Annotated in this window: 14 protein-coding genes and 1 pseudogene; 9 read left to right on the top strand and 6 right to left on the bottom strand. The window is 63.9% G+C overall.

Going from position 1 to position 15,799, the window contains the following annotated elements:
* Window positions 1–15: 15 nt before the first annotated feature.
* From AC5ZG1_RS34465 to AC5ZG1_RS34455, 3 genes are all read right to left on the bottom strand, one after another.
* Window positions 16–636 (bottom strand): helix-turn-helix transcriptional regulator, encoded by a 621-nt coding sequence (locus AC5ZG1_RS34465; protein WP_456642962.1) that lies wholly within the window; start codon window positions 634–636, stop codon window positions 16–18.
* A gap of 804 nt (window positions 637–1,440) precedes the next feature.
* Complete coding sequence (locus tag AC5ZG1_RS34460) at window positions 1,441–3,021, bottom strand: MDR family MFS transporter (protein WP_496135515.1); 1,581 nt, start codon at window positions 3,019–3,021, stop codon at window positions 1,441–1,443.
* Between the two features lie 159 nt (window positions 3,022–3,180).
* Complete coding sequence (locus tag AC5ZG1_RS34455; RefSeq protein ID WP_496135514.1) at window positions 3,181–3,696, bottom strand: YcgN family cysteine cluster protein; 516 nt, start codon at window positions 3,694–3,696, stop codon at window positions 3,181–3,183.
* Between AC5ZG1_RS34455 and AC5ZG1_RS34450 the strand changes: the two genes are divergently transcribed.
* The 4 genes from AC5ZG1_RS34450 to AC5ZG1_RS34435 all read left to right on the top strand — a co-directional run bounded on the left by AC5ZG1_RS34450 (window position 3,695) and on the right by AC5ZG1_RS34435 (window position 7,497).
* The gene (locus AC5ZG1_RS34450; protein ID WP_496135513.1) at window positions 3,695–3,847 is read left to right on the top strand and encodes a hypothetical protein; all 153 of its coding nucleotides are present in this window, start codon (window positions 3,695–3,697) and stop codon (window positions 3,845–3,847) included. The genes AC5ZG1_RS34455 and AC5ZG1_RS34450 overlap by 2 nt on opposite strands.
* Before the next feature lie 143 nt (window positions 3,848–3,990).
* On the top strand, window positions 3,991–6,261 hold the full coding sequence (locus AC5ZG1_RS34445; protein WP_496135512.1) for a transglycosylase domain-containing protein: 2,271 nt from the start codon (window positions 3,991–3,993) through the stop codon (window positions 6,259–6,261).
* A gap of 40 nt (window positions 6,262–6,301) precedes the next feature.
* Window positions 6,302–6,880 carry a DUF1214 domain-containing protein gene (locus AC5ZG1_RS34440; protein WP_028166152.1) on the top strand — a complete coding sequence of 193 codons (579 nt, stop codon included), beginning with the start codon at window positions 6,302–6,304 and terminating at the stop codon, window positions 6,878–6,880.
* On the top strand, window positions 6,877–7,497 hold the full coding sequence (locus AC5ZG1_RS34435; RefSeq protein WP_130227218.1) for a DUF1254 domain-containing protein: 621 nt from the start codon (window positions 6,877–6,879) through the stop codon (window positions 7,495–7,497). Before AC5ZG1_RS34440 ends, AC5ZG1_RS34435 begins: the two co-directional genes overlap by 4 nt.
* A gap of 126 nt (window positions 7,498–7,623) precedes the next feature.
* On the opposite strand, the gene AC5ZG1_RS34430 is transcribed toward AC5ZG1_RS34435, so the two are convergent.
* Complete coding sequence (locus tag AC5ZG1_RS34430) at window positions 7,624–8,403, bottom strand: hypothetical protein (protein ID WP_456643050.1); 780 nt, start codon at window positions 8,401–8,403, stop codon at window positions 7,624–7,626.
* Window positions 8,404–8,419: 16 nt separating this feature from the next.
* Window positions 8,420–8,620 (bottom strand): hypothetical protein, encoded by a 201-nt coding sequence (locus tag AC5ZG1_RS34425; RefSeq protein WP_496135511.1) that lies wholly within the window; start codon window positions 8,618–8,620, stop codon window positions 8,420–8,422.
* Window positions 8,621–8,927: 307 nt separating this feature from the next.
* Between AC5ZG1_RS34425 and AC5ZG1_RS34420 the strand changes: the two genes are divergently transcribed.
* Window positions 8,928–9,860 (top strand): DUF2336 domain-containing protein, encoded by a 933-nt coding sequence (locus tag AC5ZG1_RS34420; protein WP_496135510.1) that lies wholly within the window; start codon window positions 8,928–8,930, stop codon window positions 9,858–9,860.
* Between the two features lie 99 nt (window positions 9,861–9,959).
* On the opposite strand, the gene AC5ZG1_RS34415 is transcribed toward AC5ZG1_RS34420, so the two are convergent.
* Window positions 9,960–10,304, bottom strand: coding sequence for a DUF1491 family protein (locus AC5ZG1_RS34415; protein WP_130227221.1), 345 nt, complete (start codon window positions 10,302–10,304; stop codon window positions 9,960–9,962).
* 317 nt (window positions 10,305–10,621) lie between these two features.
* On the opposite strand from AC5ZG1_RS34415, the pseudogene AC5ZG1_RS34410 reads away from it, so the two are divergent.
* The 4 genes and pseudogenes from AC5ZG1_RS34410 to AC5ZG1_RS34395 form a co-directional block, all read left to right on the top strand.
* Window positions 10,622–10,864, top strand: a pseudogene (locus AC5ZG1_RS34410) (calcium-binding protein); the annotation flags it as partial.
* A gap of 69 nt (window positions 10,865–10,933) precedes the next feature.
* Entirely contained in the window at window positions 10,934–12,529 is a 1,596-nt protein-coding gene (locus AC5ZG1_RS34405; RefSeq protein ID WP_496135526.1) for a phytase, read from the top strand.
* A gap of 149 nt (window positions 12,530–12,678) precedes the next feature.
* On the top strand, window positions 12,679–14,433 hold the full coding sequence (locus tag AC5ZG1_RS34400; RefSeq protein ID WP_496135509.1) for a type I secretion system permease/ATPase: 1,755 nt from the start codon (window positions 12,679–12,681) through the stop codon (window positions 14,431–14,433).
* On the top strand, window positions 14,430–15,737 hold the full coding sequence (locus AC5ZG1_RS34395) for an HlyD family type I secretion periplasmic adaptor subunit (protein WP_130227224.1): 1,308 nt from the start codon (window positions 14,430–14,432) through the stop codon (window positions 15,735–15,737). Before AC5ZG1_RS34400 ends, AC5ZG1_RS34395 begins: the two co-directional genes overlap by 4 nt.
* Window positions 15,738–15,799 lie beyond the last annotated feature (62 nt).

Genomic DNA, 15,799 nt, shown 5'->3' with positions numbered 1-15,799 from the left:
AGGGGCCATTTTCCGTTAGTCGTCCCAGTAGTGGTGACGCCTGATGATTACGTCGCGGTCGCCATAGCGATGATACCATCCGCGATGCCAGCCACGGTCATACCCATAGAACCCAGCACGGGGTCCGTAATAATCATGGTCGCGATAGTAGTCTCGGTCGCTGCCGATCCGAACACTAAAACCCTGAGCGCTTGCGACTGTAGGGGCCGCAACAGCGATGGTTGCTAACGCGGCGAGAACGTAAGAAAGCTTTCTCATGGTTCGTCTCCTCTCGTTAGTTACAACTGACAAGAAAACGAACGGCTGGCCGTGGAGTTTCGGGAACTGTGTCGGAACTTTTTTGAATGGATGTTCAGCAAGATTGCGCAACCAGCCGCCAACTGCGGCCTTACTCGTTTGCAGGACGTCCCGATACTTCAATCGGAGCGCGCCCCGACGTGCTGCGGCGGCACCCTCAGGATTTCGAGCGGCGGAGATGGTTGCGGCGGCCCCGGCGCCGGCCATGATTTCGTTCTGCCACCCGATGATATCGCTCTCGAACCAGACGCGCCGGTTCGGAGAGATGTAGGTCGGTCTCGGAAACCGGCCTGCCTTTTCCATTCGGATCACGTCGGCAGGTTCATCGGAGCGCGGCATGGCCGGAGTCTCTAGAACGGTACATAAATTTAGAGCGATTTGAAAAACTGCAAATACGCTCGCAGGGCGCGGTCGCGCGGACCCCGCGGCTTCGGCACCCTCCAAAGGACCCTGACGACCGATTGCGGACCTGCTAACTGAAGCGTATGGCGCGCGCCCACTTCCGCAAGGCGTAGGCCGTCACTGCCTGCGCATTACGTCGAGCACCGAGCACGTCTTCAGAGATGCTCTACTTGCATTGCAGGTCAGCCGCAGCATCCATTCTTCGAGGGGTCGTTGTAGCTTGGAGTGTCATGGTAGTGCATCAATGGCTGAGGCCCTGCGTAGGCCCGCGCTGGAAGGCTCATGTGCTGCGGCGCTGTGCGGACGTGGTGATGCTCCGTGGCGAAGGCCATCGGGGTTGTCGCTAACACCGACAGAAAAGTTGCCGCGGCGAAAACTGAAAGACGAGACATTTGGACACTCCCTTGTTTGCGTTGAGCAACGATTGCGGAGTGAACTGAAGTGGAACTTAAGGGCTTGAGATCAGCCCCTGAATGCCAGACACTCCTTATTACCGTCTGGCATCCGTTTTTATTCCCGCTGCTTGCGAGTTTGGGGGCCAAGAAGGTCCCGGACGAACTACTTCTTCTATCGCCATCAAGCGCCTTGGCGTTTTCATACAGCCAAGACCGTAAGCGGCAGGTTTTGTAATCCCATAGACATTCGTAGCAAGGACGCGCGCACGGTGCGTCCTTGGGCTTTCAGGACGGAATACGTCGTCCACGAAAGCACGGGCGGGCCGCGACGTAAGGCCCGATCCGCCTACTCCGCCACTTCCACCTGGCGCGTGGTCGGGCCTGCGAGCGGCCGCTCTTCCATGATGGTGATGCACAGCGCAGCCGTTGCGAGCAGCACGGCGGCGGCGCCGAAGACGAAGCGGAAGGCGTTGGTCATGTCGGCGACCGGGATCGAACTCACCTCGCCATGATGTTCGCCGGCAAGCGAGATGTCGGCTCCGAGCGCCATCAGCAGGATCGCGGCGAACGCCGCCACCGCGAACGAGGCCATCAGCGCGCGGAAGAAATTCATCGCACCGGTCACGGTGCCGACCTGCGAGCGCGCCACCGCATTCTGCAACGAGACCACGCTGACCGGAAACGTCGTGCCGAGGCCGAGCGCGAACACCGACATCAGCGTGAGCAGCCCCCACAGCGGCAGCGTGGTCATCGACATCGCCACGCCGCAGAGGGCGGCGACCGAGGTGCCGACGATCGCGACGCGCTTGTAATGCTTGGCACGCGCCATGGTCCGGCCGGCAATCGCCGCACCGCAGGTCGAGACCGCAGCAAGCGGGATCAGCGCCAGCCCGGCCTCGCTGGCGCTGAGGTGATAGACCACCTCATAGTAGAGCGGCAGGTGCACCGTCAGCCCGACGATCGCGCCAAGCGCGCAACTGCCCGCGACGATCGCGAAAGGAACGACTGTTCCGCTCAGGAGCGACAGCGGCAGGAACGGCTCGTCCGCCCTGCCCGCGTGCCACACGAAGGTGGCGGCGAGTGCAAACGACGCGCCGATCATCGCCATGATCACCGGCGACAGCCAGGCAAAATGGTTGCCGCCCCAGGTCAACACCAGCATGAATACGACCGCGGAGGCCATCAACAGGATGCCGCCAAGCCAGTCGACCTTGCGCCTGCGGTGGAACACCGGGATCTTGCCCATCTTCGGCAACAGCAGCGCCAGTGCGGCAAGCGACAGCGGCAGGTTGATCCAGAAGATCATCGACCAGTGCAGGTGCTCCGCGAACACGCCGCCGATCACCGGCCCCGCGATGCCGCCGGCCATCCAGACGCTGCTGAAATAGGCCTGGTACTGGCCGCGCTCGCGCGGGCTGACCACGTCGGAGATCACGGTCTGCACGACCGGCATGATGCCGCCGCCGCCGAGCCCCTGCAGCCCGCGCGCCAGGATCAATATCGGCATGTTGGGCGCGACCGCACACAGGATCGAGCCGACGACGAACAGGCTGAGCGAGGTGATGATCATGGCGCGGCGGCCATAGATGTCGCTCAGCGTGCCGAATACCGGCGCGACCGCGGTCGACGCCAAGAGGTAGGCCGTGATTACCCAGGACAGGTTGGAGACGTCGCCGAACTGGCGGCCGATGGTCGGCAGCGCCGTCGCGACGATGGTCTGGTCGAGCGCCGCCAGGAACATCGTCAGCATCAGGCTGATCACGATGGTGCGGACTTCGTCCGGGGCAAGCGGAGCCGGCGGCGCCAAGGGTGGCGCGTCGGCGAGGTCGATCACCTCGGTCGGCAGGCGGGACAGCTCTTCGGCTACGTCTGCAGGCAATGTCTGTCGGTCGGCAGGTTCACGGCTCTGCCGTTCGAACTTGTTCATCTCGGGCGCAATTTCTCGCTGCAGCGCAACGCCGCAATGGAATCGTTCTATGAATTTCAATCTAGGCAGCAAATTCCTGTTGAGGCAGGCGGCTCAGCGCATGGGCGCATTCCAAGGCCGCGTCATCCCAATGACGTGAGTTGCGCCTTGGACGAGACGCTACGATTTCGGCCGGTTTTTCAGTCGCGCCCGTTTCGGAAGCACCGCCGGCCACCGCACGATGTGGTCCTCAAGCTCGGCGTCGGGGATCTCGTCCTCGGTTCCCTGCACCCGGCCGCGCACGGAGACGCCGGCCTCGTGCACGGTGTTCGGGTCACCGGAAATCAGCGGATGCCACCAATAGAGATCGCGGCCCTCCGCGACCAGTTTGTAGCCGCAGCTCGGCGGCAGCCAATTGAGGCTACGTACATTCTCCGGCGTCAGCCGGACGCAGTCCGGAACCTTGTCGGACCTGTTCGGATAGTCCTTGCAGGCGCAGAGCCCGGCATCCAGGAGTTTGCAGGAGACGTGGGTGAAGTAGATTTTCCCGGTGTCCTCGTCCTCGAGCTTCTCCAGGCAGCAGCGCCCGCAGCCGTCGCACAGGCTTTCCCATTCGACATTGGACATTTGCTCCAACGTCTTGGTTTTCCAGAAAAATCCCTCCTGGTTCGAGGCACGTTTGGGTGGTGCGGTCATGGACATCGAAGAATTTGGTTTAACTCGGCTCGCACCCCATCTAGGGGCGGCAGTGGCAGGCGCGCAAGCCGGCCATCTACAGGCGGCCGAACGAGTTCACAAACAGGTTCAGCCTGACATTAAAATCGCAAGCAACACCATTGGTTTATAGCCTCCGCTCAGATAGAAACAACAACCGAGTCTCCCAGGTGGCGCGAACAGCGCCTTGGGTTTGCCGCAACATGGAATCAAGACGCTCGACCGGTGCCCAAATGGATGGGCACGTGAGCGGTTTCTAAACGAGCAAGGGCCCCGGTGCGCCAGATCCTACCGCCGCAGTGGACGACCAAGCTCCGGAACTTCTTTCTGGACCTGGATGCGCGCATCGACTCCACGCTGTTCTCCTCCGCCAGGGGCCTGCGTGAGCTTTATGAGCGCTATTCCACCTTCATGGACCGCTTCTATGTCGGCCGCTGGAAGCGCTGGGTGTTCATCGAGCCGCTGTCGGAAGCCGCCACCATGGGGCTCGGCGGCATGGTTGTGCTGCTGGCGCTGGCGATCCCGGCGTTCCGCGAAACCGCCGATGACGACTGGCTGAAGAAGTCCGATCTCGCGGTGAGCTTCCTCGACCGTTACGGCAATCCGATCGGCAGCCGCGGTATCAAGCATAACGACTCGATCCCGCTGGAAGACTTTCCGGACGTTCTGATCAAGGCCACCCTCGCCACCGAGGACCGCCGCTTTTACGACCATTTCGGCATCGACATCGCCGGCACCGCCCGCGCGCTTGTCACCAACGCGCAGGCCGGCGGCGTGCGCCAGGGCGGCTCCTCGATCACGCAGCAGCTTGCCAAGAACCTGTTCCTGAACAACGAGCGCACCATCGAGCGCAAGATCAAGGAAGCATTCCTGGCGATCTGGCTCGAGCACCGCCTCAGCAAGAACGAGATCCTGAAGCTCTATCTCGACCGCGCCTATATGGGCGGCGGCACCTTCGGCGTCGACGGCGCGGCGCATTTCTACTTCAACAAGTCGGCGCGCGACGTCAATCTGGCGGAAGCCGCGATGCTCGCCGGCCTGTTCAAGGCACCGACCAAATACGCACCGCATATCAACCTGCCGGCGGCGCGCGCCCGCGCCAACGTCGTGCTCGATAACCTCGTCGATGCCGGCTTCATGACCGAGGGCCAGGTGTTCGGCGCCCGCCGCAATCCCGCGGTTGCGGTCGACCGGCGCGACGAGAATTCGCCGAACTACTATCTCGACTGGGCGTTCGACGAGATGCGCAGGCTCGTGGACACCTTCCCGAAATCCTACACCGAGCGCGTGTTCGTGGTCCGTACCGCCATCGACATGAACGTACAGCGCGCCGCTGAGGAAGCGATCGAGAACCAGCTTCGCCAGTTCGGCCGCGATTATCACGCGACCCAAGCGGCGACCGTCGTCGCCGATCTCGACGGCGGCGTGCGCGCGATGGTCGGCGGCCGCGACTATGGCGCCAGCCAGTTCAACCGCGCCACCGACGCCTACCGGCAGCCCGGCTCGTCATTCAAGCCTTATGTCTACACCACGGCGCTCCTGAACGGGTTCACGCCGAACTCGAAGATCGTCGACGGCCCAGTGTGCATCGGCAATTGGTGCCCGCAGAACTATGGCCACTCCTATTCCGGCTCGGTGACGCTGACGCAGGCGATCACGCGCTCGATCAACGTCGTGCCGGTGAAACTCTCGATCGCGCTCGGTGGCAAGGAAGGCCCGAAGGCCGGCCGCGCCAAGATCGTCGAAGTGGCCCGTCGTTTCGGCCTCAAGGCGCCGCTGCCGGATACGCCGTCGCTGCCGATCGGCTCCGACGAGGTCACCGTGGTCGAGCATGCGGTCGCCTACGCGACGTTCCCGAACAGGGGCCGGTCCGTCACGCCGCATTCGGTGCTGGAAGTCCGCACCGGCGGCGGCGATCTGGTGTGGCGCTGGGACCGCGACGGTCCGCAGCCGCGGCAGGCGATCCCGGCCTCCGTTGCCGCCGACATGGCGGGGATGATGAGCCACGTGGTGAGCGAAGGCACCGCCCGCCGCGCCGCGCTCGACGGCATTCCGACCGCCGGCAAAACCGGCACCACCAACGCCTATCGTGACGCCTGGTTCGTCGGCTACACCGGCAACTTCACCTGCGCGGTCTGGTACGGCAATGACGACTACTCGCCGACCAATCGCATGACCGGCGGCTCGCTGCCGGCGCAGACCTGGCACGACATCATGGTCGCCGCGCATCAGGGCGTCGAGGTCCGGGAAATTCCCGGCATCGGCATGGGCCAGAAACTGCCGAAGGAGCCGGCGGCGCAGGCGAATGCCGCGCCCAAGATACTCGAGACCAAGCCCGGGCCGCCGCCAGTGCTGACCAAGCGCGGCGCCGATATCCTGGTGCGCGTCGAGAAAATGCTCGACGATGCGGCCAGGACGTTGGGCAAGACGTCGTCCAACGCGCCGGCGCAACCGGATAAGCCGTCGTCCAGCGCACTGGCGTTCCCCGAGAATTACATCACGGCGGCCGGCGACCAGGCGGCGCCACCGACGCCGCGCAAGAACTAGAGCATGATCCGGCCAGTGATCGCTTCGGAGCTGTAGGGCCGTGCGGCTGATCCTCATCACCTTGCTCGCGCTGATCGTTGCCGCCGGGATCGGGCTCGGCTCGACTTACGTCGCCGCGACGCGCGGCACCAATATCGGCACGCTGAAGATCGGCGCATGGACCGCGCGGCCGCGGAACGGCACATCCGACATCGACCCCTACAACCGCGCGATCATCGCCCGCTCGGGCGAATTGCCTGTTGGCACCGGCGACGGCATCGGCTTCACCGCCACCACTGACGACAACAAGAAACCGCTCGACGGACGCTGCGACGTCGTCGTCAGCGGCGTCACCCCGCCGGCGCGGTTCTGGACGCTGACGCTGTTCGACAACAAGGGCCGTCTGGTGGCGAATTCGCTGCAGCGCTACGGCTTTACCAGCCAGGAGATCATCCGCGCATCCGATGGCACCTTCGAGATCCGCATCGCCTCGCGCTCGCGCGCCGGCAACTGGCTGCCGACGGGCGGCATCGAGCGTTACGCGCTGATGCTGCGGCTCTACGATACGCCGGTCGGGGTGGCGACGCGGACCCAGCGCGACGCGCCGATGCCGACGATTTCGACGGTGGGCTGCCCATGATCCGCCTCGCCTTCACGATCATCGCAGGCGTGCTGCTGGGCGGCGTGGTGCACCTCGTCAGCGTGCTGGCCCTGCCGCGGATCGCCTCACAGGATGCCTATTCGCGGCTGACGCCGATCACAAAGCTCAACGCGGTCACGCCACTGCCATCAGCGGATCCCGGCAATTCGCTGATGCCGTTCATGGACCCGGCCTTCGCGATGGCGATCTGCCGCTACGATCTCTCGACCGGGCCGATCAAGCTGACGGTGCCGGTGAGCCAGGCCTATACCTCGGTGTCGTTCTACACTCGCAACGAGCTCGCCTATTACGCCATCAACGACCGCTCCGCCGGCAAGAAGGTGATCGAGCTCGATTTGATGACCGAGGCGCAGCACAACGAGCTGCCGGAGGATGAGGACGTCACCGCCGCCGACCGACTGATCATCGATTCCCCGACCACGACCGGCCTGATCCTCCTGAAGGCGCTGGCGGCCGAGCCCGGCCTGATGCCGCAGGCCCAGGCCTCGCTCGCGGCCGCAAGCTGCAAGGTGCAGGCCTGGCCGCCGGCACCGAAGCAGGCCGAAATCCCGCTCCCCGCCCCTGCGCCCGCGGCACGGCCTTCCGGCAAGCGCTAGACTGCCAGCCCTCATGGTGAGGAGGCGCGCAGCGCCGTCTCGAACCATGAGGCCCGTGGCCCATCCTTCGAGACGCGGGCTTACGCCCGCTCCCCAGGATGAGGTCTGTGTGCGGTGGCGCGGTCGTTAGCCCTTCACGACGGTGGCGTGCCCGATGACCGGGGGCTGTGCGGCGACTGGCGGATTGGCGGTCAGCACGGCAAGCTCGCCGATCAGGCGGTCGGCATCGGCCGCGACGTTATCGGGCGCCTGGATCACCAACCGCTCCAGCGCCCAGCGATAGGACGAGATCCGCCGCTCCAGGCATTGCTGGACCCACTGCACGATCAGCGTGTTCTCCTCCATCCGCGCGATCGCGTCAGCCCGCTCACGCGGCGACAGGTCCGACACCATGCCGAGGCTGGCGTTGCGCTTGCGGTCGAGCTCGATGACGCGCCAGGCGGTGGCAAAGAACGGATCGAAGCGTGTGATGTCATCGCGCACGTCGTCGATCAGCTGCATGTAGCGGGAAGTGTGCGCGCGGTGGGGCTCATCGATCAGCGCCCGCCCGTAAGCGGTGCGGTCGAACACCACCTTCTGTCGCCATGGCGATGGCAACGGCTGATAATCGCCGAACACGCTCTTCCAGGCCGGCCGCGAATGCGGCGGCTCGATCAAGGGATAGGCGAGATCGCGGAGCTGGCGCTCGTTCTCGGTAAGCTGGAACTGCGAGGGCCTCATGCCGATGCTGCCGGTCGCTTCCGCACCGAGCCAGCGGTGCATGTCGTCGTTGCGGAAGTCGGCGCGCGTGCGGCCGAAATCACCGCCGCTGCAGCCGCCGAGCGCCGTGCCGATCAGCAGCAGCGCCACTACCGGGCGTGCGCGACGGCGTCCCGTGCTCCGGCTCGGAAGACCCCCCTTCCGCATCTCAAACGTCCAATCGTCAGGTGCGCCGACGACGACGGCGACGGGGCGCTGCACCTTCTGCCGGCCCGCGTCCACCGTCGCTCTGCCCGGTTACGCGCTCAATCCGGATAACGGGAAGGATCAGAACAGTCCCCATGCCATCGCTCGCAGCGCCACCCATGACTGCGCCCGGCCGCCGCGAAGCCGCATCCGCCGGAAACTCAATGATGGTGCCCATTTCTGTTCTCTCTGCCTGCCGCGCGGCGATGATTTGCCAGGCGACGTCCGGATTAAGAACCGCACGTGGTTAACGACCTCTTAATCGGAGCCGCCGGTCGATTACCGATGCGGCGAGTGTGCCTTATTCGCCAGATCGCTTCCGTCAAATAGTTCACATTTTAACGGATGCCTTCACGGCTCGTTTTCCTTAACCGGCTCTTAAAGCCGCCGACATAGGCTGGCGTCAGAACGTTTTGCGCATTCTCGAAAGTCGCGTACGCCTTCCCATGAGCGCAGCTCCAGTCATTCCAGGCCTCGACGGGCTGATGACCCTCTCTCGTCGCGAGGGCGTCGACATCCGTCCGACGCTGCTGCGCGTGCTCACCGACCTCTATGTGCAGGCCAAGGCTCATTCGGCTGATGAAGAGCGGCAGTTCGTCGAACTTGCCTCGCGCCTGATCGACCAGGTGGACGATGCGACGCGCGCGGCGGTGCGGGCGCGGCTCTCGGTCTATCCGGCGACTCCGGGGGAGCTTCTCGGCAAGCTTAGCCTGCGGCGCACTGACCCGGACCAGCCGTTGCCCGTCGCCGCTGAAATCGCTGCGCCGCCGTCCCCACCATTGCCGGTCCAACCCCCGACCGAAGCGCAGCTTCGGATGGCAGCGAGCCTCGCAATGCGGCCCAACGATGCCGCAGAGATCACCGACATGTTCTTCGCCGCGACGGCCAGCGAACGGGTCCAGATCCTGCAGAACATCGTGCAGACGCCGCTGAAGGCATCAGCCCGGATTCCTGCAGCGCGCGCCGCGCGCGCCATCGAAATCCTGGAAATGGCGGCCTTCGCCGAAGACATCGAGAATTTCGCGCGCGAGGTCGGCGAAGCCCTGATCCTGCCGTCGCGCATCGCCGAGCAGGTGGTGAATGATCCCGGCGGCGAGCCGCTGGCCTGCGCGGCGAGAGCGCTGAACATGCCGAGCCCGGCGTTCCAGCGGGTGCTGATGTTCCTCAATCCGGCGTTGGGTTCATCGGTGCACTACGTATTCCGCTTGTCGCGAATGTACGATCGGCTGAGCGAGCGCACGGCGCTCATCATGCTCGCTGCATGGCGCGGCTCGACCATGGCGGTCGCGCGCGCCAAATATCGCCCCTCGCTGTACGATGACGAACGCCATCGCGCACGCTCCACATCTGCCGATAGGCGCCCGGCGGGTCAGCCGGGCGATGCGCCCGCGATCCGCTCGCAGAGCTCCGGACGCTAGAGCATTTTCGGTTCTGATTGAATCAGAACCGAAGCTCCAGATTCTTGTTTTGACGCGTTTTCTTCACGCGAACCGGTCTCCACTTCGCTCGAAAACGCTCTAACCCTTCGCCAGGTCCAGAAAGTGCCGTCCGGCCTTGTCCTCGGTCTCGACGACCCAGACATCGGGATCGAACCGGATTTCCTTGGCAAGCCGTTGCTCCACCGATGATTCCGGTACCGGCTCCTTCGTCATCGGCACGAAGATGCGGTCAAACGGCCGGCTGTCTTCATAGGCTGTCTGCGGCGCAGGCGTGTAAAGCATGGCGTTGCCGTCGAGCAACGCCACCTTGACGAACACTGCCCCCGCCTCCTCCGCGCCGCGCCGGCGCACCGCACCGAACACGCCTTCCTTCTGGCAGCGCCGCAGATATGCGGACACCCAGATGCTTGATTTCAATCGCATTGCACAACGATAAGCCGGTCGCGAGATCAGCGCCAGTGCCTCTCCGCTCGTTTTGTGCGGGGCGCTCAACCAAACCGGGCGAGCCCGTGGCCTCCCAAGACGCGAACGAATTGCCACCTTTTCCACAAGACGCCCGCACTCCGCGACTCTTTGTCACGCAACTAAAACAAGCCGAATTTTCCGAGAAAATCGACATCATTTGCCGCAGATGGGCGAGTTTCCGCCTCTAGCGATTGCAACTTCATCCCGATGTCGCGTGACCGTCACGGCCGATTGGTTAACGGACCGGGCTACGATCCATTTTCCAGGGGAAAGCAATGTCAGGACGTCATCAATACCATCACGCGCATCACCACGGCGGGAAGAAGCTGTTCGGAACGAAAAGCGACGACGATCTTTTCGGGTCGAACCGCAATGACATCATCTTCGGCCTTCGGGGCGACGATCTGATCGACGGAGGCAAAGGCAACGACACGCTGTTCGGTGGAAAGGGCAACGATGCCCTGATTGGCGGCGAAGGTAATGACCGCCTGTTCGGCGGCCCCGGACGGGATCTGCTGCTTGGTGGCGCCGGCAAAGACGAACTCAGTGGCGGTGACGGCAATGACAAGTTTCTGTTCCGCAAGGGCATGGGCGTCGACACGATCGAGCATCTCGATCTCGGCGACCGCATCGATATCCGCGACTTCCATGTCGCCTCCTTTCGGGCGCTGATCGACTCAGCCCGACAGGTCGGCCACGACGTTCAGATCAGCTTCGGCAATGGCGACAAGCTCGTCATCGAGGATACGCGGATCGCGAACCTTCATGCCGAACAATTTATCATCGCAGATGAGGTCAAGGGTCCGTCAAGCTCGCAGACGCCCTACCTCCTCAGCAGCGATTCCTATGTCTACACCCAATCATTGCTGACGACGGGCGACAGTGTCGGTGGCTATAAGATGGCCGGTATTCCCGACGGCCTTGGCGCATTCGACAATGGCGATGGGACCTTCACCGTGCTGATGAACCACGAGATCGGCGCAAACCTGGGCGTTGCGCGCGCTCATGGCGGCACCGGCGCGTTCATCTCGGAATGGGTGTTCGACAAGACCACGCTGCAGGCGGTGTCGGGCAAGGACCTCATCCACGATGTCTGGCTCTACGACGCGACGACCAAGAGCTATGTCGATCACAACGCCGGCAACAGCCCGGTGTCGCTCAACCGCTTGTGCTCGGCCGATCTTGCCGATCAGGGCGCGTTCTACAACACGGAAACCGGTCTCGGCTTCAACGGCAGGCTCTATCTCAACGGTGAAGAGTCAGGCGTCGAAGGGCGGGCATTCGCCCATATCGTGGGCGGTGCGCAGGACGGCAATAGCTATGAGCTCGCCTGGCTCGGCAACATGTCCTTCGAGAACGTAGTCGCCAATGCGCATACCGGTGACAAGACTGTGGTCGCGGCGCTCGACGATGGCCAGAACGGCCAGGTCTACTTCTACGTCGGCGACAAGAAGGCGACCGGTAACGCCGTCGAGAAGGCCGGCCTGACCGGCGGCCATTTCTTCGGCATTCACGTCAGCGAGTTGGAAGGCGCGTTGAACAACAACGAGCCGAACACCGCCTCCCCGCTCGGGACGGACGAGAAGTCAACCTTCTCGATGATCGATCTCGGCGACGTCAGCGGCATGACCGGCGCTCAGATCGATGCGGCAAGCGAGGCCGCCGGCGTCACCAGCTTCCTTCGTCCGGAAGACGGCGCCTGGGACACGCTCAATCCGAACCGCTTCTACTTCGTGACGACGGACGCCTTCAATGCTCCGAGCCGGCTGTGGGCATTGGACTTCAACGATGCCAGCAACCCGGCCGCGGGCGGCACCATCAAGCTGCTGCTCAACGGCACCGAAGGGCAGCAGATGTTCGATAACATGACCGTCGATGCCAACGGCAAGATTGTTCTCTGCGAGGACGTCGGCAACAATGCGCATCTCGGCAAGGTCTGGCAGTACGATCCGGTAACCGACAAGCTGACGCAGCTCGCCGAGCACGATCCGAGCCGCTTCACTTCGGGCGGCGCGAACTTCCTCACCCAGGACGAGGAATCGTCCGGCGTCATCGACGTCTCGCACATCCTCGGCAACGCCGGCGAGAACGTCTACCTGATCGATACCCAGGCCCACTTCAACGTCGGCGGCGAACAGGTCGAGGGTGGTCAGCTACAACTGATCCACCAGTATCTGGTCTGATGGCGATCATGACGGACGGGCCATTCCCCGTCCGTCACCAAGCCGTGGACTTGCCCTTGGACTTGCGGAGGCGCGGGTTCTTCCCCGCCTCCGCATCCATGCTTTCAAACCGCGCCCCTCACCTGCAATCTGCGGAGCAATTCCCCGTGATGCCAATCGCGCAAGCAAACCGTCCTGCCGCGGAATCGGAATTGCATATAGCGCTAGCATCCTGCCGCGCCGCGCTGATCGCAATCGCGATGTTCAGCGGACTAATCAACCTGCTGAGCCTGACCGGCTCGCTGTTCATGCTGGAAGTCTATGATCGCGTGCTGCCGAGCCGCAGCGTGCCCACGCTTGTCGGTCTCAGCGTCATTGCAGCCATGCTGTTCGTCTTCCAGGGTATCCTGGAGCTGACGCGTGGACGCATGCTGCTTCGGATCGGAAACCAGATCGACTGGCGTGTCAGCGACCGCGTCTATGATCTGGTGATACGTCTGCCGCTCCGCACCCGCGGCGGCGGCGACGGGCTGCAGCCGGTCCGGGACCTCGACACCATCAGGTCGGTGCTATCAGGGGCTGGCCTGCCGGCGCTGTTCGATTTGCCATGGCTGCCGATCTATCTCGTGATCTGCTTTGCGTTCCACCCGTTGATCGGCAGCACCGTGCTCGGCGGCGCGCTCGTGCTGGTGATCCTGACGCTGCTCACCGATCGCTTGTCCCGCCGCTCGGTGCAAAGAGCGTCGAACCATGCCGCCGCGCGTAACCGGCTCGCTGAGGCGAGCCGGCGCAATGCGGAAGTCTTGGCTGCGATGGGGATGTCCGCGCGTTTGCTCGCGCGCTGGCGCGAGCTCGGCGATGCCTATCGCCGGCAGCAGAAAATCGCCGGCGACATCTCGGGCGGTTTCGGCGTCGTCGGACGCATGCTGCGCATGATGCTGCAATCAGCCGTCCTTGCGGTGGGCGCCTACCTCGTCATCCACCAGGAGGCATCCGGCGGAATCATCATTGCCAGCTCGATCCTGACAGGCCGCGCGCTCGCGCCCGTCGACCTCGCGATCGCCAACTGGAGGAGTTTCGTTGGGGCGCGCCAGAGCTGGCGGCGGCTGGCGAAACTGCTGGCAGCCATCCCCGCGCCCGCGGCGCAGGTGCCCCTGCCCGCGCCGAGCCGCACGCTGCTTGCGGAAAAACTCTCCGTCACCGCTCCGGAATCCGAAAAGCTGCTGGCCACCGACGTCAATTTCGTCCTCAAGGCGGGCAGCGCGCTCGGGATCATTGGCGCCAGCGGATCGGGAAAATCCTCGTTGGTCCGAGCGCTTGTCGGCGCATGGCGGCCGTCGCGCGGTGTCGTCCGACTGGACGGCGCGGCGCTGGAGCAATGGTCCTCCGAGACGCTCGGAAATCACATCGGATATCTGCCGCAGGACGTCGAGCTGTTCGAAGGCACCATCGCCGAGAACATCGCGAGATTTGTCCCGAACCCGCCGATGGAAATGGTGCTCGCGGCCGCAAACGCAGCCGGCATCCATCAGCTCATCGTCGGCTTGCCGGAGGGATACAACACCCAGATCGGCGAACAGGGCGCGCGCCTCTCCGCCGGCCAAAGGCAGCGCGTCGCACTCGCCCGCGCGCTGTATGCGGATCCCTTCCTGGTCGTGCTGGATGAACCCAACTCGAACCTGGACGCCGAAGGCGAAGAGGCGTTGACCCGCGCGATCCTCGCGGTTCGGGCTCGGGGCGGCATCGTCGTGATCGTCGCGCACCGATCGAGCGCGCTCGCCGCCGTCGACTTCGTAATGACGATGGCCAACGGCAGGCAGCAAACCTTTGGCCCCAAGGACGAAGTGTTGTCGACGCTGACCCGACGAGAACCACCCCCCGCAGGGCCATTCAAGGTCGTTCCTCAAACCGCGGCATCGACATGACCGAGAGCACATTTCGCGGCGAAGACCGCAGCCTGCGCCACCATCTGATCGGCGGAATGGTTATCGCGCTCGTACTGACCGGCGGCATCGGCGGCTGGGCCGCCACCACGGAATTGTCAGGCGCAGTTACTGCATCCGGATCGGTTGTCGTCGATTCCAATGTGAAGAAAGTCCAGCATCTGACCGGCGGCATCGTTGGAGAATTGCTGGTCCGCGAAGGCGATCATGTTCGCGCCGGAGACACCCTGGTGCGACTCGATGAGACCGCGCTGCGGGCCGGCCTTGCCATCTACGCCAAAGGCTTGGATGAGATGCGCGCCCGCAAGGCCCGCCTCAGCAGCGAGCGCGATGGCGCCGACCGGGTCGTGGTCCCGCCCGAGCTGCTCGATCGCCCCTCGCCGGAGTTCGTCACGGCGCTCGATAGCGAACGCCGATTGTTGGAGCTGAGAGCCACAGCGCGCCGGGGGCAGAAGTCGCAGCTTCGCCAGCGCATCGCGCAGCTCGAAGATGAAATCCGTGGCTACGCCGCCCTGCAGGAGGCCAAGGCGGAGGAGATCGAGCTGATCCAGCGCGAGCTTACGGGCGTACGGACACTCTGGGAGAAGAACCTGATCCAGATGAGCCGGCTGACGGTTCTCGAGCGCGAAGCCGCGCGCCTCAAGGGCGAACTGGCGCAGTCGATGGCCGCGACGGCGCAGGTGCGCGGCAAAGTCACCGAAATCGAATTGCAGATCATCCAGATCGATCAGGACCTCAGCAGCGAGGTCGCCAAGGAGCTGCGCGAGATCGACGGCAAGATCGGAGAATTCATCGAACGCAAGGTCGCAGCGGAGGATCAGCTCAAGCGGGTCGACATCCGCGCCCCTCAGAATGGGATCGTGCACCAGCTCAGTGTCCACACGGTCGGCGGCGTGGTCAGCCCGGCCGAGCCGGTCATGCTGATCGTGCCGGAGGCCGATCTTCTGACCGTGGACGCCAAGATCTCGCCTGGAGATATCGATCAGCTCCATGTCGGACAGGCGGCGAACCTGCGGTTCTCCGCTTTCAACCAGCGCACCACGCCGGAAATCCAGGGCACGATCAGCCGCATCTCGGCAGACGTGACATCGGACCAGCGCACCGGCCAGAGTTTCTACACCGCACGGGTGGCGATCACGCCCGAGGAGCTGGCGCGATTGGGAGACGCGAGACTTCTGCCGGGAATGCCGACCGAAATCTTTGCCAAGACCCATGATCGCAGCGTGCTGTCCTATTTCATCAAGCCGCTGTCCGACCAGATTGTCCGGGCTTTCCGCGAGCGCTGAACAACCTTGCTGATCGGTTCAGCGGAGTAGAGGGTCCGGGGGCGATCCGCGAGGCATCGAGC

The sequence above is a fragment of the Bradyrhizobium sp. Leo78 genome (assembly GCF_059512425.1).
Note: the sequence above shows the minus strand (reverse complement) of the source record. Positions and strands in the feature narration are given on the sequence as shown.